16 protein-coding genes are annotated in these 21,799 nt (G+C 69.9%); 2 read left to right on the forward strand and 14 right to left on the reverse strand.

All coding sequences use genetic code 11. From position 1 onward, the window contains the following. Positions 1-4: 4 nt before the first annotated feature. The 5 genes from ACZ7LT_RS11220 to ACZ7LT_RS11240 all read right to left on the reverse strand — a co-directional run bounded on the left by ACZ7LT_RS11220 (position 5) and on the right by ACZ7LT_RS11240 (position 6,395). Entirely contained in the window at positions 5-1,756 is a 1,752-nt protein-coding gene (locus ACZ7LT_RS11220; RefSeq protein ID WP_471235746.1) for an ABC transporter ATP-binding protein, read from the reverse strand. Then, positions 1,753-3,570, reverse strand: coding sequence for an ABC transporter ATP-binding protein (locus ACZ7LT_RS11225; protein WP_471235747.1), 1,818 nt, complete (start codon positions 3,568-3,570; stop codon positions 1,753-1,755). Before ACZ7LT_RS11225 ends, ACZ7LT_RS11220 begins: the two co-directional genes overlap by 4 nt. After that, positions 3,567-3,881, reverse strand: coding sequence for a cupin (locus ACZ7LT_RS11230; RefSeq protein WP_471235748.1), 315 nt, complete (start codon positions 3,879-3,881; stop codon positions 3,567-3,569). The genes ACZ7LT_RS11225 and ACZ7LT_RS11230 overlap by 4 nt, the downstream gene beginning before the upstream one ends. Before the next feature lie 266 nt (positions 3,882-4,147). Next, positions 4,148-5,431 (reverse strand): serine hydrolase domain-containing protein, encoded by a 1,284-nt coding sequence (locus tag ACZ7LT_RS11235; protein WP_471235749.1) that lies wholly within the window; start codon positions 5,429-5,431, stop codon positions 4,148-4,150. Positions 5,432-5,498: 67 nt separating this feature from the next. Next, complete coding sequence (locus tag ACZ7LT_RS11240) at positions 5,499-6,395, reverse strand: alpha/beta hydrolase (RefSeq protein WP_471235750.1); 897 nt, start codon at positions 6,393-6,395, stop codon at positions 5,499-5,501. A gap of 107 nt (positions 6,396-6,502) precedes the next feature. Here ACZ7LT_RS11240 and ACZ7LT_RS11245 point away from each other — a divergent pair, with 107 nt between their 5' ends. Then, complete coding sequence (locus ACZ7LT_RS11245) at positions 6,503-7,537, forward strand: PucR family transcriptional regulator (RefSeq protein WP_471235751.1); 1,035 nt, start codon at positions 6,503-6,505, stop codon at positions 7,535-7,537. A gap of 270 nt (positions 7,538-7,807) precedes the next feature. Here the strand turns inward: ACZ7LT_RS11245 and ACZ7LT_RS11250 are convergent, their stop codons facing one another. The 8 genes from ACZ7LT_RS11250 to ACZ7LT_RS11285 all read right to left on the reverse strand — a co-directional run bounded on the left by ACZ7LT_RS11250 (position 7,808) and on the right by ACZ7LT_RS11285 (position 17,974). Further along, the gene (locus tag ACZ7LT_RS11250; RefSeq protein WP_471235752.1) at positions 7,808-10,090 is read right to left on the reverse strand and encodes a LamG domain-containing protein; all 2,283 of its coding nucleotides are present in this window, start codon (positions 10,088-10,090) and stop codon (positions 7,808-7,810) included. A gap of 250 nt (positions 10,091-10,340) precedes the next feature. Then, on the reverse strand, positions 10,341-10,805 hold the full coding sequence (locus ACZ7LT_RS11255; RefSeq protein ID WP_471235753.1) for a hypothetical protein: 465 nt from the start codon (positions 10,803-10,805) through the stop codon (positions 10,341-10,343). Positions 10,806-11,045: 240 nt separating this feature from the next. Next, positions 11,046-11,978: a hypothetical protein gene (locus ACZ7LT_RS11260; RefSeq protein ID WP_471235754.1), complete on the reverse strand. Its 933-nt coding sequence runs from the start codon at positions 11,976-11,978 to the stop codon at positions 11,046-11,048. A gap of 14 nt (positions 11,979-11,992) precedes the next feature. Further along, positions 11,993-12,841 (reverse strand): papain-like cysteine protease family protein, encoded by an 849-nt coding sequence (locus ACZ7LT_RS11265; RefSeq protein WP_471235755.1) that lies wholly within the window; start codon positions 12,839-12,841, stop codon positions 11,993-11,995. 226 nt (positions 12,842-13,067) lie between these two features. Further along, the gene (locus ACZ7LT_RS11270) at positions 13,068-13,712 is read right to left on the reverse strand and encodes a hypothetical protein (RefSeq protein ID WP_471235756.1); all 645 of its coding nucleotides are present in this window, start codon (positions 13,710-13,712) and stop codon (positions 13,068-13,070) included. Positions 13,713-13,824: 112 nt separating this feature from the next. After that, complete coding sequence (locus ACZ7LT_RS11275) at positions 13,825-15,804, reverse strand: RICIN domain-containing protein (protein WP_471235758.1); 1,980 nt, start codon at positions 15,802-15,804, stop codon at positions 13,825-13,827. Positions 15,805-16,403: 599 nt separating this feature from the next. Next, positions 16,404-17,336, reverse strand: a complete 933-nt coding sequence (locus ACZ7LT_RS11280; RefSeq protein ID WP_471235759.1) for a PaaX family transcriptional regulator C-terminal domain-containing protein — start codon at positions 17,334-17,336, stop codon at positions 16,404-16,406. After that, the gene (locus tag ACZ7LT_RS11285; RefSeq protein ID WP_471235760.1) at positions 17,333-17,974 is read right to left on the reverse strand and encodes a GNAT family N-acetyltransferase; all 642 of its coding nucleotides are present in this window, start codon (positions 17,972-17,974) and stop codon (positions 17,333-17,335) included. Before ACZ7LT_RS11285 ends, ACZ7LT_RS11280 begins: the two co-directional genes overlap by 4 nt. 142 nt (positions 17,975-18,116) lie before the next feature. Here ACZ7LT_RS11285 and ACZ7LT_RS11290 point away from each other — a divergent pair, with 142 nt between their 5' ends. Then, positions 18,117-19,136, forward strand: a complete 1,020-nt coding sequence (locus tag ACZ7LT_RS11290; RefSeq protein WP_471235761.1) for an alpha/beta hydrolase family protein — start codon at positions 18,117-18,119, stop codon at positions 19,134-19,136. A gap of 62 nt (positions 19,137-19,198) precedes the next feature. On the opposite strand, the gene ACZ7LT_RS11295 is transcribed toward ACZ7LT_RS11290, so the two are convergent. Then, complete coding sequence (locus ACZ7LT_RS11295) at positions 19,199-21,676, reverse strand: SpoIIE family protein phosphatase (RefSeq protein WP_471235762.1); 2,478 nt, start codon at positions 21,674-21,676, stop codon at positions 19,199-19,201. Positions 21,677-21,799 lie beyond the last annotated feature (123 nt).

Consider the following 21,799-nt stretch of genomic DNA (forward strand, 5'->3'; position numbering starts at 1 on the left):
GCGCCTATCCGAGGGTGCCCTGAACCGTGGCCGGCGCGGCCAGGCGCCAACCGTGCGCCCGGCGGCGTTCCCGCCAGTAGTGGGCATATCGGCCATCGCGGTTGAGCAACCGGTCGTGGACACCCTCTTCCACGGCACGACCCTGATCGAGCACCACGATGTGGTCCGCCTCGCGCAGGGTGTTCAGCCGGTGCGCGATCACCAGAACGGTGCGCTCCTGCGACAAGGCCGCCATCGCCTGTTGCAACGCGTGCTCGTTCTCGGCGTCCAGCGCTGAGGTTGCCTCGTCGAACAGCACGATCGGGGTGTTCTTCAGCAGGGCGCGCGCGATGGAAATACGCTGTCGCTCACCGCCCGAGAGGCGGCTGCCACCCTCCCCTACCGGCGCGTCCCAGCCGCCCGGCAGACGGTCGGCGATCTGGTCGACTCGCGCCGTGCGGGCCGCGGCGTAGACCTCGTCGTCGGTGGCGTCGGGCCTGCCGAGGCGCACGTTGTCGATGATGGATCCGTCGAAGAGGTAGACGTCCTGGAAGACCACGGAGATGGCCGACGTCAGCTCCTCCGTCCGCATCTCGCGGACGTCCACGCCGCCGACCCGGACCGTGCCTGCGTCGGGGTCGAAGAACCGCGCGATCAACTTGATCACGGTCGTCTTGCCGGCACCGGATGGACCGACCAGTGCGGTCATCCGGCCTTGCGGCACCCGCATCGAGAATCCGTCCAGCACCGCGGAGCCCCCGTAGCCGAAGCGCACGTCGTCGAGTTCGATGTCGGCGCCGTCCGGCCGCCGTGGCGTCTCCGGTTCGGGCAGCGTTTCGGTGGCGAGCAGTTCGTTGATTTCGGTCAGCGCGTTCTCGGCGACACGGATCGCGCCACCGAGTTCGGCGGTGAGCATGACTGGTTCGACGAACCGGGCCGCCAGCACCAGCAACGCGATCAGCTCGGCTGTTTCCAGCGAGCCGTCGAGGGCCAGGTTGGTGCCCAGAGCCAGCAGTACGATGAAGGACGCCTGCGCGATGAAGGCGAGCGAGACGAGGCCCGGCATGCTGGCGCGCAGCATCCGGCGGCCGGCCGCGTGCTGTGCGGTGAGCGCTTGATCGAGCTGGGCATGCCCTTGCACCGTGCGGCCGAAGGCGCGCAGAACCGGTTGGGCGCGGGCGAATTCCACGATCCGTCCGGCGGCGGTGGCGTGGATACGGTCTGCCTCCTGGTCGGCGGCCGCCATGCCGCGGCCGGCCACTCGGTACACCAGCGCCACCGCGACCGCGGCGAAGGCCAGCGAAACGGCAAGCCGCCAGTCGAACAGGAACATCCCCACCACCACGACCAGGGGTGTGACGAAGGTGTCGACCAACTGCCGAAGCAGGTGCGCCGGCACGCCCATGATGTCGACCACGCGCTGCGAGGCCAGGCGCCCGAGTCCGCCGACGCGGTCGGGGGTGAACCAGGACAGCGGAAGCTGTGCGACCTTGTCACCGATCCGGTGATGCAGATCGCGGCTCATGTCGGCCCCGGTCCCGTAGCCGGCCAGTGTCGCCGGATAGCTCACTGCCGCGAAACCGGCCCACAGCAAGGCCAGCGCGATCACCCACGGCCAGGCCTGTTCCGGTTCGTCGCCGAGCAGTTCGCGCAGGACCGGGACGAGCAGGACGAACGCCACGCCCTGCAGCAGCGCCGCAACGATGAACAGTTTGAGCAGTCGGCGTAGGGCTCGGTCGTGCTGCGAGCCGAGTGCGGTGAACAGTCGGCGGATCATCGGCCTTCCTCCTTCGCCGTGCCGGCTCCGGCGTAGGCATCGTGGTCGTCTGCGTCCGGGGGTCCGGCCTGATCCTGCAGCTGCCACATCCGCGCGTACCGTCCGTCGGCGGCGAGCAGCTCCTCGTGCGTGCCCTGCTCGACCATCCGGCCCTGTTCGAGTACGACGATGCGGTCGACGCCGACCACCGAAGCCAGCCGGTGGGCGACGACGAGCACGGTCCGCCCGGCCGCCAGCTCCGACAGTGCGTCCTGGATCAGCGCTTCCGACTCGGGATCGGCGTGGGCGGTCGCCTCGTCGAGGACGACGATCGGAGTGTCCGCGAGGATCGCCCGTGCGATGGACAGCCGCTGCGCCTCACCGCCGGAGAAGCGGACATCACCGCCGACCAGCGAGTCGTAGCCGCGCGGCAACGCACTGATGCGCTCGTCGATGGCCGCCGCCCGAGCGGCGCTGCGCACCGTTTCCTCGTCCGCGTCGGGACGGGCGAGGCGGATGTTGTCGCGCACGCTGGCGTCCAGCAGTTGCACGTCCTGCAGGACGAACGACACCAGCCGGTACAGCTGGTCCGGCGCGATGTGGCGCAGGTCGACGCCGCCGATCGTGACGGTGCCCGCGGTCGGATCGAAGAACCGCGGCAACAGCTTCGCCAGTGTCGTCTTGCCCGAACCCGACGTACCCACGAGGGCCGTCACCGTTCCCGGCTCTAGTGCCAGGTCGATGCCGCTCACCACGGGCCGGTTCGCGTCGTAGGCGAATTCGACACCTGACAACTCCACGCGGACGCCGCCGTCGAGCTCCGGCCGTCGCGGTTCGGCGGGGACCGCCAGTTCCGGCGCCGAGAGCAGCGCGCCCACGCGCTTGGCCGCCGCACCGGCCATCTCCATGTCGTGGCCGTGGAAGTCCAGCGCCTGCAGGGGCGCGGCCACGCCCAGAGCGAGGATCGCGAACGGCAGCAGATCGAGTGCGTCCAGCGACCCGGACGAGACCAGCGCCGTGCCCCCGACCAGCACTGTGAGCAGAATGGTGACCGGCCCGAGCACCAGCGCCGAGGCGGCGGTGGCCCGGTAGCCCTTCGAGATCCAGGCGATGAAGAACGTCGTGAAGTCGTCGGCGGCCTGCGCGTACTGCCGGTGCGCGCGCTTGGCCTGCCCGAACATCTTGACCACGGCGATGCCCTCGACGAATTCGATGACACTCGCGACGATGCGCTCCTGGGCCGCTTCGTAGGCGGCAGTCTCCGCATCCAGGCTCATGGCCATCCTGATGAAGAGCGAGATTCCGATCACCAGCGGGATCATCAGGATCAACGCCATCCGCCAGTCCACCCAGAACAGGTAGACGAGCGTCACGAGCGGCGTGACCACACTCGCGGTGAGGTTCAGCAGTGAGTGCGCCACCAGGTGGTGCATCGTGTCCACATCGTGTTGGACCGCCTTACCGATACCGCCCGCGCCGCGGTCGGTGAACCACCCCAGTGGCAGCCGGCCGAGCCGGTCGACCAGGCGTCGCCGCACCGACAACTGGAAATCCAGATCCGCGGCATGGGCGATCGCTCCTGCCGCGGTGGTTAGCGCCAGCCACACCACCAGCGCGCCCGCCGCGAACGCGGCAACCGTCCATGCCGGGCCTTCGTTGACTGGGCCATCCACCATGAGCACCCTGGCCAGTTCTGCCACTGCGGCGAACGGCACTACGGCAACCACAGCCCCGACAGCCTGCAGGCCGATCGCCGTGCCCAGCTGCGGCCGGACGGGGCGCAGCAACTCCCCGAGACCTACGGCGTCCGAAGGTTCCGCCTGCTCCGTTTTCATCGTGCCCTGTGACCTTCCAGCCGCTTCTCCAGCCGGCTGCCACACGGCAGCGTGACGGCCATGATGGTGCTGGGGATGTCCAGCTTGATGCACTGCCATCGCCCGCGCGGGACGATGGCGGCGGCTCTGGCCGCCGGCCAGATCTCTTCCTCCATTTGTCCCGGCCGCTCCGGACGGAGGGAGAGGGATACCGTCCCGATGAGGCAGGACACGACCGCGTCGGCCTCGGGGCGGACTTGCCAGTGGTTGGCGTGGACGTCGCTCTTCGCATGGAAGGCCATCAGCTGCCCGCCGTCATGGTCGGAGCCCATTGTTCTTTTCTCGGCATGAATTTTTCCGCCTTGGTGAAGGTGGACAGAGGGCGCAGCAAGCGCAGCGCGTAGTCGATGCTTCGTCGCCGTTCGGGTCGAACTCCGCGGTCGCGACGTAGGGCGGGAGGTGGGCCGGACGGGTCGGCGGCCCGAGCCGGAGCGGCGCACGGCGAGGCCGGCGCGGAGTCCAGGTAGTGCCGCCACACCGCGGCGACTTTGCCGCCGTTCATCCAGCGCCCTTGGTCAGCGGGCGTGCGGCACTCCGGCTAAGGGACGAACGCCGGGACCTGCGAGGCATTCTCGGCCTCGGCGTTTCGTTCACCGCACATTGCTTGCCGGTACAGCGCCTTCAGCGCGTAGTCGATGGGGTGGGGCTGCGGCTTCCCCGAGGAGTCCGGCTTGTTCCACCTCTGGAGGTTGACCGCGACGGACATCTGGCGCTTGCCGTCGGCCCGGGTCAGGGACATCGTCCCGGCCCCCCAGACCGTGCCGTCGTGGCCCCAGAACGTGCCGCAGGCCGTGCCGACCTTGTGCAGGCCAAGGCCGTATTCGATCATCGTGCCGTCCAGGGCGCGGACCGGGACCGTGCGCTGCATCTGCGCCAGCGACGACCGGTTGACGATCTTGCCGTCGAGCAGCTTGGTGTAGAAACGGTTGAGATCCTCCATGGTCGATACGAGAGCGGCCCCCGTCCCCGTCCAGGACATGTTGTAGACGCTGTAGTCGCGCGGCGGGTCTATCAATCCGTAGAAGGCCTCGTACATCCGCGAGTGCGGTCCCCTGATGCGCGGCCCGGTCGGAAACCCGGTGTGGCGGAGGCCGGCACGCTCGATGACGTTGCGGGTGATGTACTCCTCGGCCGGAGTACCGGTCACCTGCTGCAGTAGCTGGCCGAGGAGCAGCCAATTGGTGTTGGAGTACACCCCTGTAGGGGCTCCGGGCTCGCCGGCGGGAGGCGCCGCGAGCCCCATCTCGATCAGCTCGGCCGGGCGGAACTGCCTGAACCGGTTGTCGTCCAGGCTCTTGGGCGAGACGTCCGGCAGGGAAGGGAACGCCTGGAGGGACGGGAAGGCGTAGGGGATGTAATCGGGGATGCCGCTGGTGTTGTTGAGTAGCATCCGGACCGTGATCTTCATGCCGCGCTCTCCCGGCACCAGGTGCGGCAGATAGCCGCCGATCGGTGCGTCGAGCCGGACCCGGCCCTGTTCCACCTGCTGCATGACCGCGGCGGCGGTGAAGGTCTTGGTGATGCTGCCGACGCGTTGGCGCATGTCGGGTGTGACGGGACGGCCGGTGGTGACGTCGGCGACCCCGGAAGCGCCGCGCCACGTCCGGCCGGCCTCGCGCACCTCGGCGTACACCCCCGGTATGCCCGCGCGGTGGACACCGTCCAGAGCGGATTTCAGCTCCGCGGGATCGAAGCCGGTCGACGGGCTCGTGCTGCCGGCCGGCACGGCCTTTGTCTCAGGGAGCGCGGGAGCTGCCGCCACCGTGCCGGCGCACACACTCAGCGCGGCCACGCTTGCACCTAACATCAGTCGGATCTTCATGACATCCGTCCTTTCGTGATCGATGAGTGCAACGGGGACTCTCCCCGTGCCCTTTGGGTATCCACGGTCACTCGGCCAGAGCGCGGCGCAACGCGGCGCCGAGTTCGAGGTTCTGCCGCTGCGAGACCTCGGCGGACAGGATCGCCTGCGATCCGTGGAAGGTGCCAGGCCACTGGTGCAGTTCGACCGACACACCCGCCCGCATCAGGCGCAGCGCGTATTCGATGCCTTCGTCGCGGTTCGGATCGAACTCCGCGGTGGAGATGTAGGCCGGTGGCAGCCCGGACAGATCGGCGGCATGGGACGGGGCGGCGTACTGCGAGGCGGGCGTGGAGCCCAAGTAGTGCCGCCACGATGCGGCGATCTGCTGGCGAGTCATCCAGGGGGTATCGGTGAAGTTCCGCGCCGACCACGTCCTCTGCCGGTCGTCCAGTCCCGGCTGGTTGAGCAGCTGGAAGCGGATCGGCGGCCCCTGCTTGTCACGCGCCCGCAGGGCCACCGCAGCCGCGAGGTTCGCGCCGGCACTGTGCCCTCCGACCGCGATCCGCGCCGGGTCCATGCCGAACTCGGCTGCGTGCTCGGCCGTCCAGGTCAGTACCGCGTACGCGTCGTCCAGGGCGGCCGGGAACCGGTGCTCGGGTGCCAGGCGGTAGCCCACCGAGATCACCATCGCCCCGGAGAAGTCCGCGATCCGGGCGGCCCACGGATGCTCAGTGTCCAGGTCACCGAAGACTCCGCCGCCGCCGTGCAGCCAGACGATGGCGCCTTGGGCCTGGCGCGGACGGTAGACCCGGACCGGCACGTCCGGATCGGCGGACACCGTGCGGTCCTCGACCTCCAGGTTCGTGGTGTCCGGCGCCGGCGCCGCCGCGGCACGCTCGGCAAAGTTCTTGCGCGCGGTGACCGGGTCGTTCATGTCGATCTTCGGGAGGAACGGGATGAATGCTTCAAGTTCGGGATCCATGACGACCATCCTCACGGCCGCGACCCAAGGGATCGTCCGCCATTCGTCGCGCATCCCGGCCTGATCACGCACCGCTCGGCGCGCCCCTGTCCGTCTATCCTTCGGCCATGGAAGCACTGGCCGTACGGCTGTCGGGACTGGATCCGTACGTCGACGGCGCGATGCGCATCGTCGCGTTCTACGACACGCTGATGCGCCGTCGGGTGGATCTCCCGGCCCTCGCCCGGGCCTCGGCGGGCTTGGCCGAGTGCGTGGCAGGGATCCGCCTCCACAGCACGGGGCGGGTGATCCGCGTCTCGCCCGACGGCCGGCAAGCGTCCGCCCCGCCGGCACCCGCGTCCACCACTGTGCCGATCACGCTCGATGCGGAGGAGATCGGCACAGTGTGGCTGGAACGCCCCGATCTGCCGAATGCACTCGACGACGTGCTGCTTGACCGGCTCGCCATCGCCGCCGCGGCCGTCGCCGAGCGGTACGGCCCGGCCCTCACCACCATGGCCGACCCCGCCCTCGTCGAACTGGTGATCAGCTCCGACAGCGACGAGGCGGCCAGAGCCCGAGCACTACGACTCCTGGGTTTCGCCGCCGACCTGCAGGTCCGCGTCGTCGCCGTACGCTCGCAGCTCCCGCTCGACCAAGTCGGCGGCCTGGTCTGCCCGGCCCGCCTGGTCAAGGCGGCAGCGCTCGCCGACGTGGGCGTCATCCTGGCCACCGCCATCGACTCTGCCCGGTTTCCGGCAGGCGTACGCGCGGGCATCGGTGCCGCCGACAGCCCTGACCGCTCCTGGCGGCAGGCCCGCACCGCCCTCCGCTTCACCACCCCGTACCAGACGGTCGTCTCCTACGACGACCTGGGCGCGCTGGCGTTGCTGGCCGAGATACCCCAGGACGCCTCGCGCGACAACGCCGACGTGGCCGCCATCGCCCGCACTGCCGGCAGCCCGGAAGACCTGGAGACCCTGGACGCCTACTGCGCCACCGGCTCCCTACGCCAGGCCGCCGACCTCCTCCACCTGCACCACAGCAGCGTCGCCCGTCGACTCGAACAGATCACACAGACCCTGGGCATCGAACTCACCGACCCCACCGGACTGACACGGGCCAGGCTCGCCCTCACCGCATGGCGGCTACTCAACGACTGAGGAAGATCCGCCGCGCCACGGGGGCGAGGCCTCAGGGGAACTCACCAGATGTCGCACAAGTCGCTGGAGTCACCCGCCCGACTGTGAGCGATTCTCGGAAACGGGGCGTTCCCGGCGGATCGGGTGCCGGGGTGGGCAGCCCGGTGGCGGCCCTGTTTGCCGCGACAAGAGGCGGGCGAAGAGCGTTGACGGACGCCCACCACGAGAACCTGACCTTCTTCTACGGACGGCGCAATCGCCCAAGGCTGGGTTCCGGGGCGTTTGACCTCGTCATGGTGCCCCCTGGGTGCCGAGGCTGTGGTGCTGTGCCACCTGTGCGGGGGACAGCACGTGTGGGTAGATGGCCGTTTCGTCGATCTGCCCGTTGAAGGACTCGCTCGACGGGTTACCGGAACCGACCTGCCAGCCGGCCAGTCCGCCCGGCCTGCCTCCGCCCACGTGCCAGTAGCCGGTGTAGTCAGCGCTGGTGGTCACCTGCGGGTTGCTCGCTTGCAGGGTTCCGTCCACGTACAGACGCATTCCGGTGCCGGGGCCCTGGGTGGCGACGACGTGGTGCCACTTGCCGTCGTTGAGGGGCGCACTGCTGTGGATGGTCTGGACCGCACCGTTGTACGCCCCGAACCACAGATGGCCACCATTGCCCATGTAGATGTGCTTGTCGTAGGCGCGGCCCAGCATGAAGTTGCTGCTGTCGAAGCCGATGAGCTTGCCGCCCGAGGTCGTGGTGGTCTTGAACCAGGTTTCGATTGAGTATGCGGAAGGGGTGCGGCTGGGGCGGTCGCCGTAGGTGTACTCGTCGATGCCGAGGTAGCCGATGGCCGCGGTGGATCCCGGTACCGCGCCGGGGGTCACGCCGCGGGTGGGGCCGCCCTTGTGGATGCCGCTGTTGTTGGTGCCAGTGGTGTCGGCGGCGAAGGTGCCGGCGGTCTCTTCGAACCGCCAGTACAGGTTGGCGCCGTCGGCCACGACGCGCTGCGCGTACTGGCTCGCTCGTGCGGTCGCGGTGACCTTGGCGGGCGTGGACAGCGCGCTCCTGTTGCTGCCGTCACTCGCCGTGATCCGGTACGTATACGTGGACCCGGGCGTGACGTTGGTGTCGGTGAAGGTCAGCTGGGGGCGCTTCCAGAGCAGGGAGGAGCCGGTGACGGTGTGGATGGGGGTGCTGGAGCCGTTGCGGTAGACGCGATAGGTCAGCTTGCTGTCGTCGAGATCGAGGCTGGACTGCCAGCGCACATCGATCTTGCCGGGCGTGGTGCTGGCGGCGGTCACCTGCGGGGCTGAGGGTGCACGCGTGTCCGGGGCGCCGGCGAACCGGGTCAGCCCCTGCTGCGGCTTGCCGTTGACCTTGGTGAACTCGCCGCCCACCCACATGTAGTCGGTGCCGTTCCTGGAGGCGGTGGCTATCACTCGTGGCCCGATCCCCTCGCCGAGCCCGTCGTTGGTGTCAGGGAACCAGCCGAAGAAGGGGGCGGGGGCGTCCACCGGCTGGGCCAGCAGGTGCTGGCGCTCCCATATTTCTGTGAACTCGTCCATGCCGCGGCAGTCGTGCGCGTGCGAGGCCGAGTAGAGCACACCCTTGTAGACCTCGACCGCCTGGGTCGCACCGAAGCAGGTGTCCCGCCAGCGCTGCTTGAAGCCCTTGAGATCGAAGGCCATTCGGCCGTCATATGCGATGGGGTCGTTTGCGTTGGCGGGACGGCCACCCGGTGGAATGGCGTAGTTCTCCATGGCGGTGTAGAAGCCGGTGGCGTCGGTGGTGATGTCCTTCACCCTCATGTTGCCGGCAAGAAATCCCAGCGGGTAAGCCTTGGTCAGAGTTCCGCTGTTGCTGTTGACGACGGCGAGGGCTTTGGAGTCGGCCGCGTTCACGGTGAAGAAGTCGCCGCCAAGGATGATGTTCCGGCCGTCCGGGGTGACCTCGATTGCCCGGCCCGGCTCGTCGGCGTTCGCCGTCCAGGGACGCAGTGCGGCGGATGCGCTGGTGAGGGAGGCGAAGTGGCGGCGGGTCTGGCCGGCGACGGTGGTGAAGTCGCCACCGAGGTAGACCGCGTCGTCGGTGGCGGCCAGGGCTCGGACAGTGGCATTGATCACCGGCCTGAAGTTCGTCTTCGGTTTGCAGGTGGCGATGTCGATGGCGGCCACGTTGCTGGTGCCGACGCCGTTGACGGCGCCGAAGCGGCCGCCGGCGTAGAGGGTCTTTTGGTCTGGTGACACCGCCAGTGCCCGTACCGTCGCCAGTCCGGAACGGACGGTGAACGACAGCTTGCAGGAGGTGGGCTTCCCGGTCGCCGCGTTCAGTGCCACGAAGTTGACCGCCTGCTGTTCCTTGCTGCCGGCTGGTGCGCCGGGCGGTCTGATGGTGGAGAAGGTGCCGCCGGCGAAGACGACCCCGTCGGCATGGGCCATCGCCCACACGATGCCGTTGGTCTGCCACGCCGGCAGCTCGTCCGCCGTCATGGCAACCGGCGCGGTCCGCGCGGCCGCTGATGGCGCCGTCGCCACCCCGACCAGCGACCCGGCCGCTACCGCCAGAGCGGCCGTGTACGCCCCCACCGAGCGAATACGCCGCCCTGACCTCTTCTTGCATCCTGTGTCACGGCGGCGTAGCGCTACCGCCCCGAACACATGTGACCTGATCGGCACCATTGCACCTACACCAATCATCCAGTTGATCGTTAGTGGTCGTCCGTCGATACGGAGCCCGGCTCATTTCGTCTCAAGCCTCGGCACATCCACGTCGACCGATGCCCGATGTTCTCGGCCTCGTTCGTGGTCGGTATCGCGACGGCCATGGGGAGTTCCGTCACCCCGTGGTCTTTTTCCCTGCTGTTTCCAGGAGCGGTTTGTGCTCTGGACAGAGGTGAGTGATGGCGTCCCGGGCGCCGGTGATCCCGCCACTCCGGATTGCGTCGATGGCAGCTTTGCGGTCGTGTTTGGTGGTGAGGGTGATGCGCTCGCAGACCTCTTGGCCCGCTTCCAGGATGGCTGCCGGGTCGGTGCCCTCGGGCACCCGCTCGGTCAGGTACTCCTTCTGTCCCTTGGTGAAGGACCCGGTGGCGGGGGTGAGTTCGGGCTTCGGCACCTTGGGGCCCGGCGGGGTCTCGTCAGCGTCCATCCCGCCCGGACCCGTTGTCGCCGAGGCCGGCGCCGACGGGCTCTTGGCAGCCCGGTCGTCCCGCCCGTACTCGCCACCGCCGTTGCACCCGCTCGTCAGCAACGCTGCTGCCGCCACGGCTCCTACCCAGACGGCGATCACCTTGCCGGTCACGGGGCCCCTCGTGGGCTTGATCGTCATCATCGTGCTCCCTGGGTACCGAGGCTGTGGTGCTGTGCGACCTGTCGGCGACAGCGCTCGATCGTTCTGTGTCTCATCAGGCCCTTTCGCAACTCAACGGGTCTGGTTGCCGTCCGGACCGTACGGCCGGGCCTCCTCCCGCGCCCATGCGTATCCGACGAGGGAAGTCGTCAGGCTGTGCACGGGAGGGGCCCGGCCTTTCACGGGGTCAGGTCAGCGCACGCCGGCAGTCCTCCGGCGGCGTGCGAAGACCACCGCACCGCCGGTCGCCGCCAGGGCCGCGGCCGCGGTACCGGCTATCGGCTGCCAGGACGCCTCGGCTGCCGGTCTCGCGGACACGGCGGCGGCCTGGGCCGGCTGGTCCTCCACGAGGCCGCCGTACCCGCCGGCCATGCCCTTGCGGTCGTACTTCGAGCCGGGCAGTTTGTCACCGTAACGGGCGGTGACCAGCTTCTGGTAGGCGGCGAGGGTGATGGAGCGCTTTCCGCCGAGACCGCTGGTCGCCTCCTTGTTGAGCGGCTCGATCATGCCTTTGGCGGTGAGCCGGTACCAGGCGTGGATCTGCGGTTCGATGAAGGTGCGGGCCTGCGGGGTGCCGCGTTCGGCAAGGCTGACATCGTTATCCCCGTCCCGGATGCCGGCCAGCTCCCAGCCTTCGGCGCCGACGTTCCGCGGGCCGCTTCCCGTCGCGGTGGCGTTTCCCTTGGGTGCGAGCAGTACGGCGGCGTGTTTGCCGTCGGAGGCGGTCACCCGGGAGGCCAGGTAGGAGAGCCGCAGCGCGGTCTGCGGAGTGGCCCGGGTCTTGCCGGCCACGAGCTCAGGGCTGATCTCGAACATGGGCACCGGGTCCTTGAGTTCGAACCCGGGTGGCGCGGAGTCCGCGGCGGGTGCGTTCTTGGGTGCGCCGACGGTGCCGCCGTCCGCGGCGGCCGCAGTGCCGCGCTGTCGCGCCGAGACCAGGAAGCGGGAGACGGTGTCCCGGAGCTGGTCGCTGCGGAGGGTGTGCTGGGCGGACTGGTAGCCCGCGATGCCGTCGCCCTCCGCGCCTTGTGCGGAAACGTTTCCACACAAGACGGCGGCGAGCGTGGTCGTGGCGAGGACGGCGGCCCGGACGGCCGCGCGCTTGGTGCGTCGCATGGTCTGCATGGTCGGTCTTCTCCTCAGCCCTGGATCCCGATGCGGGAGTGGGTCCACTGGAACGAGTTGTTGTTCGCGTAAGTGGAGTAGTTCCACCAGGTGTAGGTCTGGGTGGTCTGCCACGGGTCGCCTACCGCGATCATGTTGGTGGCGCTGTCGTAGCCGTAGATGACGTTCATGTGACCGCCGCCGGTGCGCCAGCCGAACCGGACGGCGAACGGCCGGCCTGCGGCGATCTCGGCGGCGGACTCGTTGAACGAGGCGTTGCGGTACAGGCTGCGGCCGCTGTTGCCCAGTCCCAGCTTGGCCAGACCGTTGGCCATGTCTTCCAGCGTCGCGGGCTGGTTGTTGCAGTTCACCCAGGTGCCCTGGGCGGCGAGCTGGCAGAACCGCTCCTGGCTGACGGTGTAGCCCCAGTGTTTGGCGATGGTCACGCCGGAGGCGTCCCAGCACCACTGGGTCCTGACCTGCTTCTGCATGTCGATGTTGATCGTCTTCGCGGTCGTGGGGGTGGGTCGGCTCGAACCGCAGACCGGCAGGGTGGTGGTGTTCTCCTTGATGAAGGCGTCCGCGATGTAGTACGAGCCGGTGTAGATCCACCGCGGGTTGTTCTCCACGGTGTCGCCGGTGGTCCGGCAGGACATCTGGATCTTGTCGCCGACCTTCGAGGAGCCTTTCACCTGGGCCGAGAGGGACGGCTTGGCCCGGTGGTTGATGGCCTTGTAGTTGTTCGGCCCGCCGATGACCGTGCCGGTGACCGTATCGGCCTGGGCGAGGGCACCGAAGCCGAACAGCAGACCGCCGGAGATTGCGGCGGTGACCGCGGCTATCAGCGCCTTCTTGCGGCGGGACGTGCGACGTCTGTGCATCATGCTCCTTGATCCGAAAATGTGGGGGAACCTGCTTGCCCAGCAACCCGGTCGTCCGGGGCTGCGGCGCAGATGCTGGGGGCTGCGGCTGCGGCCCCTCGGTTCGGCGTTGATTCGATAACTGATGGCCAGTCAGTCAGGCGCTGTCCGCCCCTGAAGTGCGCCGTCACTCCAGGGCAGCGGGCGAAGTTCACACGGCTCGATGCGGTTCGACCGCCCCGTCGCTTTGTTACGGCCGGCGGGCTCGGGCGCGCCGGATGAGCACCACCCCGGCGGCCGCCCCCATGAGGACGGCCACAGCCATGCCCGTCATAACCCAGGGGAAGGTGCTGTGGCTCCTGTCGCCGGCCGGGGCAGGCGACGCCGACGTGCCGGTGGGCGCTGGGGCCTTGACCGATGGCACGACTGCGGCCGAGGGGCCGGTTGTAGCAGGGGCGGTGGGCGTGACCTGTCCGGTGGGCGGAACCGGATCGACGACCGGTACGGCGACCTCGCTCTCGCCCTGTCCGAGCGAGGGGAATCCGACGTGAACATGCACCTTCCAGGTGCCGGCCGGTAGGACCTCCGTCGTGCTCCAGCCCTTGCGCGTGCTGCTGCCCGCATCGCGGACCAGCCGCCAGGGCCCCATCGTGCGGGTGCCGTCCACACTGGTCGCGTTCACGGTGCCGGCGACCGCCTCGTCGATGGGGTCCCCGTCGTTCTCCCAGGTGATCTCGGTGGTGACGTGGCCCTCCCGCTGCCCGGTGACCACGACCTTGACGGTGTCGCCGTGGGCGTGGGCCGCCGTCGGCACGGCCAGGGCCAGCGGCTGGGCGAGGAACAGGAACAGGGCTCCGAGTCCGGTGCGGACCGGAAAGGCGTGGCGTGTACGCATCGTTGTGGTGTGCTTCCTGGTGCGCTGGGATCCGAGGGCCCGGCGGGCGGCTGCCTGGGGCAGCCGCCCGCCGGTGGACGGCCGACCGGTGGGGATGCCGGCCGGAGGAAGGTCAGCCGACCTTCTGGACCGTCCAGATCTGGGTCGCGCGGTCGTCCGCGCGCTGGAGGTCGAGCAGCCACTCGCCGTAGTACGGGCGCTTGCTGACCGTCAGGGCGTATCCGCCACTCGGGTCCGTGATGGTGGTCGTGCCGCCCTTGGTGTTCAGCTTCCACCGCTGGGTGGAGCCGTTGCCGCAGGGCTGCTGCGCGATCCACGTGCCCTGGGCCGGGGCGCCGCCCGTCTGCAGGCACTTGCCGGAGACCGCGGACTTGATGCGGACCAGCCCGCCGCCCGCATCCTCGAAGAGCCATTGCTGGTGGGCGTAGCCGTTGGCGCGCGCTCCGACGAGCACCGTGCCGTCGGCACTGCGACCGCCCCACAGCTCGGCGGCCATGCCGGTGCTGCCGTTGCTGAGGGTGTAGCGGGCGCCAGGAGTGGTGCGGTCGTCGGCGCCCGCCGTACGGAAGGTGGTGGCTTTGCCGGGTCCGCTGTCGCGCCCGGACGCGTCACGCACGGAGACGGCGACCTTGTACTCCGTGCCCGGCTGGAGGTTGTAGATGCGCACTGCCTGCGACTGAACCCACGTCAGGTGCTTGCCGTTCAGCAGGACCTGGTACCAGGCGGCGCCGTCAGCCTTGGGCCAGCTGGCCACGGCCGAGTTCGACTGGATCTGACCGACCGTCACCGTCAGCCCGTCGGTGGGCTTCTTGGTCGGGGTCGGGCTGGGGGTCGGCTTGGGGTTGGGGCCGGGCCCCGGATCGACGCCGCCGCCCTTGGTCTTCATCAGGAACTGGTTGTCGGCGATGTTCCAGTGCGTGGCCAGGTAGCTTCCGGCCTTGGGACTGGTGTGGAAGTAGTCGTCGTGGTTGCAGTCCAGGATGTTCTCGGACGCCTTGTTGGTGCAGACGTTGCGCATCTGCGGGTAGTACGGCGTGTCCGAGTAGCACATGACGTCGAACTCGTCGGTGCAGTGGGCGCCCCGGCTGGTGTTGGGGGCGCTGTTGTTGACCGCACCAAGGTTGTGGCCGAGTTCGTGGGCGGCGGTGTGGCCGCCCCAGCAGCCGGAGTCCGTACGGCCGTAGGAGGGGCCGAAGTTGCTCTGGTTGGCCTGACCGGGACGCTCGTCGCCGGCGAAGGTGCCGATGCCGCAGTAGACCTTGCTGTCGGCGAAGATCATGTACTTGCGGTCACGGCGGTCGAGGCCCTTGGCGGCGAGCGCGTTGTTGGTCGCGCTGAACTCGGCCAGGGCGGAGGCCGGGACCTCGATGTTGAGCACCGTGGGGGTGCAGTCCGCGGCTGTGACGTAGCGAATGTGGCGTACTCCGCCGGTCTCCTGGGCGCTCGCCGAGTATATGAGGTCGGCGTCGGCCGCCCACTTGCGGAACGAAGCGACGTACTCGGCGTACCGGTCCTGGCCGGGGCCGTGGACGTACACCACCTGGACGCGGTTGCCGGAGCTGCCGTCACCGTCGCACTGGACGGTCTGGCCTGCGGGCCCGGCGGCGACGGCCTGGCGGCTGTCGCTTGCGGGGGCCGGGGCCTTCGAGGCCGGAGTCTTCGCGGTGCTCGCGTCGGCGGCTGGCGCGTCCTGAGGACGCCCGCTGCCTTCCGCCGTCGCGGCGCCGCCTTCGGGCTTGGCCGGATCGGACGCCACGGCCCGGGTCTTCACAGCCGGGGGAACGTCCTTCTTGATGTCGACGCCCTTGGGCGGCGCGTCGGGACCGTGGCTGCAGTGCCCAGCCGCCGTGCGGTAGACCCCGACGCAATGATCGCCCTTCGGCGCGGCCTTGAGGCCGTCGAAGACCATGCCGCGCGCCGTGTCGTTGGCGGGTCTGCCCGCGATCGGCTCCGGTTCCGCCTCACGGGCCGGTGCGGCGGCCGGTGACAGGGCGTTCTCGGCAGGTCTGGCCTGCGCAGGCGTTCCCGCCTCGGCGTGGTCACCAAGACCGGAGTAGGCGATACCCCCCGCTATCACCGCTGCCGAAGCCATGGCGGCGGTGAGAAGTATCAACCTACGCGGTCTGCGCCGATGTTCACGTCTCTTTCGACGATGACTCGTCATGTGCACCTCAAATCCCTGGTCGAAGGAGTGGGTGAGCGGAAGCCTGCCAGACGGGTGCGGTGGAGATTTCGGGCAAACGGGAATTAGGCTCAAGATATCTGACCGTTACCTCGCCCTATCTATTTGATGAACAGTCAGTTCCCTTTAAAATTAGGGGAGTTAGTCGACTGCACCGGGGATGGTCCAGGCCTTTTAGGTGATCTCGTTATCGAATCGAGATAAGCTCTGAGCCCTTATTGACGGCAATTCAGTCGAGGATTCATCTAATTACTACGAGCCGAATTGGCCCTGCTACGGCCGGTGAGAACCCGTCAACTTCGGTCGTGCAAAGGGTGAAGGCCGGTGCCAGGGCAGGCCGGTGTTCATGCGGGCGGAGGTCAAGAGGGCGGTCCGTGAGCGTTTGGGTGTTGAACGCAAGCCATGCCCGGGCGACGTGCCGATGGGCAGGGGCGGTTGGTCGAGCCGCTGACCACGGCGTGGAAAGACCGGCGCCGCACGGTCAGCGGCCCCCAGGATGTCTATGTGTGTCAGTTCCGGCCCGGCTCCGGGGGAGCCCCTGCCGGGGAGTCCGCGGGCGCTGTGGCGGTGAGGGCGTCGGCGTAGAGGCGGAACAGCCTCAGGCGGACAGGGGGCTGGGTGTTCTCGTCGGTGAGGGTCTGCCAGCAGTGAGCGGCCAGGGTGCGGGCGCGGGTGCCGGGCCAGGGGTGGGGGAGTAGTTCGAGGGGGAGCAGGGGGTCGGGTTCCATGGCGGTGGTGAAGGCCGTCGCCAGTTCGATCGCGTACGTCAGCCGCTCGGTTGCGGTGGGCCGGGCCGGTGCGGACAGCTGGGACAGCCGGGCCGCGGCGAGGGCGGCGAGTGCCTCGTGGCGTTCCGCGACCGCCCCGAGCGGCCACAGCAGGGCGGCCAGCCGGGCCGGGTCGTCCTCGTCCCCGACCCGTAGGTCCCGGCTGGTCAGGCGGGTGAGGGAGGGCAGGACGCCGAGGTGGCGGGCGTGGGCCTCGACGATGTCGCCGATCGCGTTGGCGCTGACGTAGAGCCCGCCCTGGAGGGGCGCGGCGCCGAGGTGGAGCAGCGTGTCGCGCAAGGCGTCACGGGCCTGCCGGGCGGTCTCGGGGATGGCGAAGGCGAACACGTGCCACGTGCCGTCCCAGGGAGCGAGTCCCTGGTCCTGCCGGTAGGCGTGGCGGACGTACTCCACGTCCGGTGCGATGGCGCCGGTGGCGTCGGCGGTGGCGTGCAGCCGGGCCTTGCGGCCCCGCCCCTCCTGGGTGAACCGGCCCTCCGCGACCAGCCGTTTGACGCAGAGCCGGACCTGCTGGTCGGTCATGCCGAGGGCCTCGGCGACGGCGTACAACTCGCCGGCGTCGACGGTGCCGTCTTCACGGACGAGGGCGAACACCAGGGTCCGGGTGCCGATCTCGGGCGCGGCGGGCTCCGCCGCAGGCCTGCTGGTCGTCATCGCTGCTCCTCGGCGGCGCCGGATACGTCGTCTCCCGGGCGGGCCGGGACGGCGCGATGCATCGTAGTCACCGCGCCGAAGCCCATCAGGCCCCGGAGGTACGGGGTCTGCTCGGTGCGTACGGCGCTGAAGCCGTGCCGCTCGTACAGGGCGCGGGCGCGCGGGTTGACGTCGATGACGTCCAGGCGGACCCGGGAACAGCCGTGTTCGGCGGCGACGGCCGCGATCTCCGTCAGCAGCAGGCTCCCGATGCCCGAACCCCGGTGGGCGGGGTCGACGGCGATGCCGTCCATGACGAGTTCCCCCGGCCGCGGAGTGCGCTCGAGCAGCGCCAGCACGGCGAGCCGGGGCAGGGCGCGGAACAGTCCGTAGGCGGCGAGCATGTCGCGCACACCACCGCCGGTCAGGCCGCGTCCGCCGAGCTGGTAGCCGGCCACGCCCACGACGCGGTCGCCGCCGGGCGCGAGGGCGACGGCGGCGCGGTCGTGGTGGAGGTGGCGGGCGATGAAGGCGCGCCCGCGCTCGGGCGGGTTGAGGGCGGTACCGAGTTTGCGGCCGAAGGCCTCCCAGTACAGCTCGGCGACCCGCGCCTCGGCTCCGTGCGGTACGCCGTGCTGGATGACGACTCCTGCGTTCACGATGGCTCCTCGTGTTGTGTGGACAAGCATAGTACGGTCGGATGAGAAACGAGCGTTTCAGAAATGATAGTTCCTTGGGGGTTGGATGCCGATGGGCGCGATACGCACGAGAACGGGGCGTGGCCGGAGGGTGGTGCGGGCCGTGCTCGGGACGCTGGCCGCGATGGCGGTCCTGGCGGCCGGCCTCGGCGGGCTTGTGGTCTGGCAGAACACCTACGACCTGCGCGAGGAGGCGGTGACGGTCCGGCACGGCGGCCGGACCCTGGACGGTGTACTCGCCCTGCCCGAGCAGGGGAAGGGACCCTTCCCGCTGGTGGTTTTCGTGCACGGGGACGGGCCCGTCGACGCCACGCACGACACCTTCTACCGGCCGATCTGGGAGTCCTTCGCCCGCGCGGGATACGCCTCGCTGTCCTGGAACAAGCCGGGTGTGGGCGGCTCGCCGGGCGACTGGCTCGACCAGACCATGGACGACCGGGCCGCGGAGGCCGTCGATGCCATCGCGTGGGCCCGTCAGCGGCCGGACATCGACGGGCGGCGGATCGGGCTGTGGGGCGCCAGCCAGGCAGGCTGGGTGCTGCCCAAGATCGCGGCCAAGGACCGCGGAGTGCGGTTCGCGATCGCCGTCTCACCGGCCGTCAACTGGCATCAGCAGGGCCGTTACCACCTCCTCCAGGAGCTGCGCCGTGACGGCGCCTCAGGGGCCGAAGTCGCCGCGGCGCTGCGCCGCCGGGAGACCGGCCTGGAGCTGCTCGGGCGCGGCGCCCCGTACGAGGAGTACGTGCGGGCCATGGGCGGCGACGCCCGGGGCATGACAGCCGCCCGGTGGCGGTTCGTCTCCATGAACCACACCGCCGACGCGAGCGGCGACCTGCCCGCGCTGCGCGGGCTGCGCGTCCTGCTGGTGCTCGCCGGGCACGACGTGAACGTGGACACCGCCGATACGGAGGCCGCCTACCGCCGCCTGCTCCCGGGACCGGCACTGCGCGTCGCCCGCTACCCCGACGCCACCCACGGCCTGGTCAAGCACGACGTCGAGAACTCGTCGGTCCGTCTCACCCTGACCGCGCTGTGCGTGCCGCGGGCCCTGTTCGCCGAGGGCTTCCTGGCCGACCAGCGGAACTTCCTGGCCTCCCTCGACGCCGTAGCGGCGAAGCGATGACCACGGACCTCCGTGAACCCCGGCGCATGCGAAAGCCGGGTCCACGCGGCCGCTTTTCGCGATCAGCGGCCGACCGGGCTCGCCCCAGCCGCCGAGTGCCCCTCCGCCGCTGTGGCCGAAGGAAGCTCCGTCCAGACGGTCTTGCCGTCCCGGCTGTAGCGGGTGCCCCACCGATCGGTGAGCTGGGCCACCAGGAAGAGACCGCGCCCGCCCTCATCGGTGGTGCGCGCCCGCCGTAGATGCGGAGCGGTGCTGCTGCTGTCGGAGACCTCGCAGATCAGGCTGCGGTCGCGGATGAGCCGCAGGGTCGCCGGCGAGCCGCCCCCGTACCGGTAGGCGTTGGTGACCAGTTCACTGACGACCAGTTCGGCGGTGAAGGCCAGCTCTCCCAGGCCCCAGTCGGTCAGCGTGGCCCTCGTCAGGTCCCGTGCCCGGGCGGCGGCCGTCGGCTCCGCGGGCAGTTCCCAGGAGGCGACCCGCTCCGGCGCCAGCACGCGGGTGCGGGCAAGGAGCAGTGCGACGTCGTCGTGTGGGTGCTCGGGCAGCAGGGCCTCCTGCACCGCCGTACAGGTCTCCTCCAGTGACCGGCCGGGCCGGGACAGGGCTTCCCGCAGCCGCTCAAGACCCTCGTCGAGGTCGTGGCCACGGGCCTCGACGAGGCCGTCCGTGTACAGCGCCAGCAGGCTTCCCTCGGCGAGTTCCAGTTCGGCGGACTCGAACGGGAGTCCGCCCAGGCCCAGCGGCGGCCCCTCGGGAAGGTCCGGCAGGCTCACCTCGCCGTCGGCGGTCACGAGGGCGGGGGGCACGTGGCCCGCGCGGGCCAGGGTGCAGCGCCGGGAAGTCGGATCGTAGACCGCGTAGAGGCAGGTCGCGCCGACGATCTGCCGGCCCTGCGAGCCTCCTTCGGCCGGCTCCTGCTCAGCGGCCAGACGGTTGACCAGGTCGTCCAGGTGGGAGAGGACCTCCTCCGGCGCGTAGTCCAGGCCGGCCAGGGTGTGTACGGCTGTGCGCAGGCGGCCCATGGTGGCCGCGGCGTGCAGGCCATGGCCCACGACATCGCCGACCACGAGGGCGACGCGGGCTCCGGAGAGGGGGATGACATCGAACCAGTCGCCGCCGACGCCGGTGGCGGGATCGGCCGGCAGATAGCGGTACGCGACCTCGACCGCACTGTGCTCGGGCAGCTCCCGCGGCAGCAGGCTGCGCTGCAATGTCAGCGCCGCCTGGTGCTGCTGGGTGTAGCGGCGGGCGTTGTCGATGCAGAGGGCGGCGCGCGCGGCGAACTCCTCCGCGAGCGTGAGGTCGTCCTCCTCGAAGGGCTGGGGCCACCTGGCCCGCCACAGGCTGAGCAGGCCGAGGAGCACACCGCGGGCGGTCAGCGGTACGACGATCAGCGAGTGAGCGCCCAGGCCGAGTGCGCGCCGTGCGCGCTCCGGCTCCTGGAAGTACCAGCCGGGGCTGCTTTGAAGCACTGATTCGAGGATGGGCTGCCGCTCGGCGAGGCACCTGGCCTGTGGGGTACGAGGGTCGAAGCGGAAGACCTCTCCGGCGGGATACATCACCCGCAGCGCCTCCGCCACGACCGAGTGGACGGCCATCCTGCGGACCGGTCCGATCGTCTCCTCGGCGGTCTCCTCGCCGCGGGCCACCGGCTCCAGCAGATCCACCGAGACGGCGTCGGCGAGGTCGGGGACCGCGACGTCGGCCAGCTCCCAGGCGGTCCGGTCGAGATCCAGTGTGGTCCCGATGCGGGCGCTCGCGCGGTTGAGCAGGGCGAGCCGTCGCCGGGCCCGGTGGCGATCGGTGACGTCCTCCACCAATTGGGTGACTCCGAGGATCCCGCGGGAGGGGTCCTCCATCCGGAACGCCGACACCGACACCACCCGCTCGTGGCCGGGGTCGCTCCTCAGGCGACAGGTCTGCTCGGTGAAGATCAGGGGTTCGCCCGTCTCCAGTACCCGGCGCAGCCGGGTCTCGATGGTCTCCACGTCCGGACCGATCAGGAAGTCGCCGGTGCGCCGGCCCCGGACCTCCGCCGCCGGAAGTTGCGCGAACCGGGCCAGCGCCCGGTTGACCCGCAGGACGCTCAGGTCGGGGGCGTGGACGGACAGTCCGATCGGGGAGCGCCGGAACAGACCGTCCAGGACCGAACGGTCCGTCTCCCACTGGAGCACCTCCTCTGCCGGGGCGGCGACGAGGAACCACTCGCGGGCCGAGCCGGTGCGGATGACTGAGCGGGCGCGGAATCCCAGCTCCACCCGTCGCCCGCTGCGGTGCAGGACAGGCAGGACCCCGGACCAGCCGCCGTCGCGCTCGCACGCGGCCACCGCGTCCAGGACCGCCTCGCGGTCGCCGGCGCCGACCAGGAATTCGACCGCCGCCCGGCCCAGCACCTCCTCGGGCGGGTAGCCGAGGTGCTGCCGCGCGCGCTCGCTCCAGCCGACGATCCTGCCGTGGTCGTCCAGTACCGCCGAGGCCGAGCTGTGCAGCGCGAACGGGTCCTCGGGCGCCTCGCCCACACCCGGCACCGGTGCGTCCATGGCTACCACCCTTCGACCTGCCGAACGGAACGCTGAGCGGGTACTCCCTACTGCCCAGCCTCCCGCGCCGGGGGCAGCTGTGCCCATCCGTGGCATGCTCGTCCTATGACGGGTAACCGCGAT

The sequence above is a fragment of the Streptomyces sp. NPDC039465 genome, from assembly GCF_055639315.1.

Bases quoted from the DNA above. Each gene is read 5' to 3' on its own strand.
- ACZ7LT_RS11220 (WP_471235746.1), bottom strand. From the start codon at position 1,756: ATGATCCGCCGACTGTTCACCGCACTCGGCTCGCAGCACGACCGAGCC.
- ACZ7LT_RS11225 (WP_471235747.1), bottom strand. From the start codon at position 3,570: ATGAAAACGGAGCAGGCGGAACCTTCGGACGCCGTAGGTCTCGGGGAG.
- ACZ7LT_RS11230 (WP_471235748.1), bottom strand. From the start codon at position 3,881: ATGGGCTCCGACCATGACGGCGGGCAGCTGATGGCCTTCCATGCGAAG.
- ACZ7LT_RS11235 (WP_471235749.1), bottom strand. From the start codon at position 5,431: ATGAAGATCCGACTGATGTTAGGTGCAAGCGTGGCCGCGCTGAGTGTG.
- ACZ7LT_RS11240 (WP_471235750.1), bottom strand. From the start codon at position 6,395: ATGGATCCCGAACTTGAAGCATTCATCCCGTTCCTCCCGAAGATCGAC.
- ACZ7LT_RS11245 (WP_471235751.1), top strand. From the start codon at position 6,503: ATGGAAGCACTGGCCGTACGGCTGTCGGGACTGGATCCGTACGTCGAC.
- ACZ7LT_RS11260 (WP_471235754.1), bottom strand. From the start codon at position 11,978: ATGCAGACCATGCGACGCACCAAGCGCGCGGCCGTCCGGGCCGCCGTC.
- ACZ7LT_RS11265 (WP_471235755.1), bottom strand. From the start codon at position 12,841: ATGATGCACAGACGTCGCACGTCCCGCCGCAAGAAGGCGCTGATAGCC.
- ACZ7LT_RS11270 (WP_471235756.1), bottom strand. From the start codon at position 13,712: ATGCGTACACGCCACGCCTTTCCGGTCCGCACCGGACTCGGAGCCCTG.
- ACZ7LT_RS11275 (WP_471235758.1), bottom strand. From the start codon at position 15,804: ATGGCTTCGGCAGCGGTGATAGCGGGGGGTATCGCCTACTCCGGTCTT.
- ACZ7LT_RS11280 (WP_471235759.1), bottom strand. From the start codon at position 17,336: ATGACGACCAGCAGGCCTGCGGCGGAGCCCGCCGCGCCCGAGATCGGC.
- ACZ7LT_RS11295 (WP_471235762.1), bottom strand. From the start codon at position 21,676: ATGGACGCACCGGTGCCGGGTGTGGGCGAGGCGCCCGAGGACCCGTTC.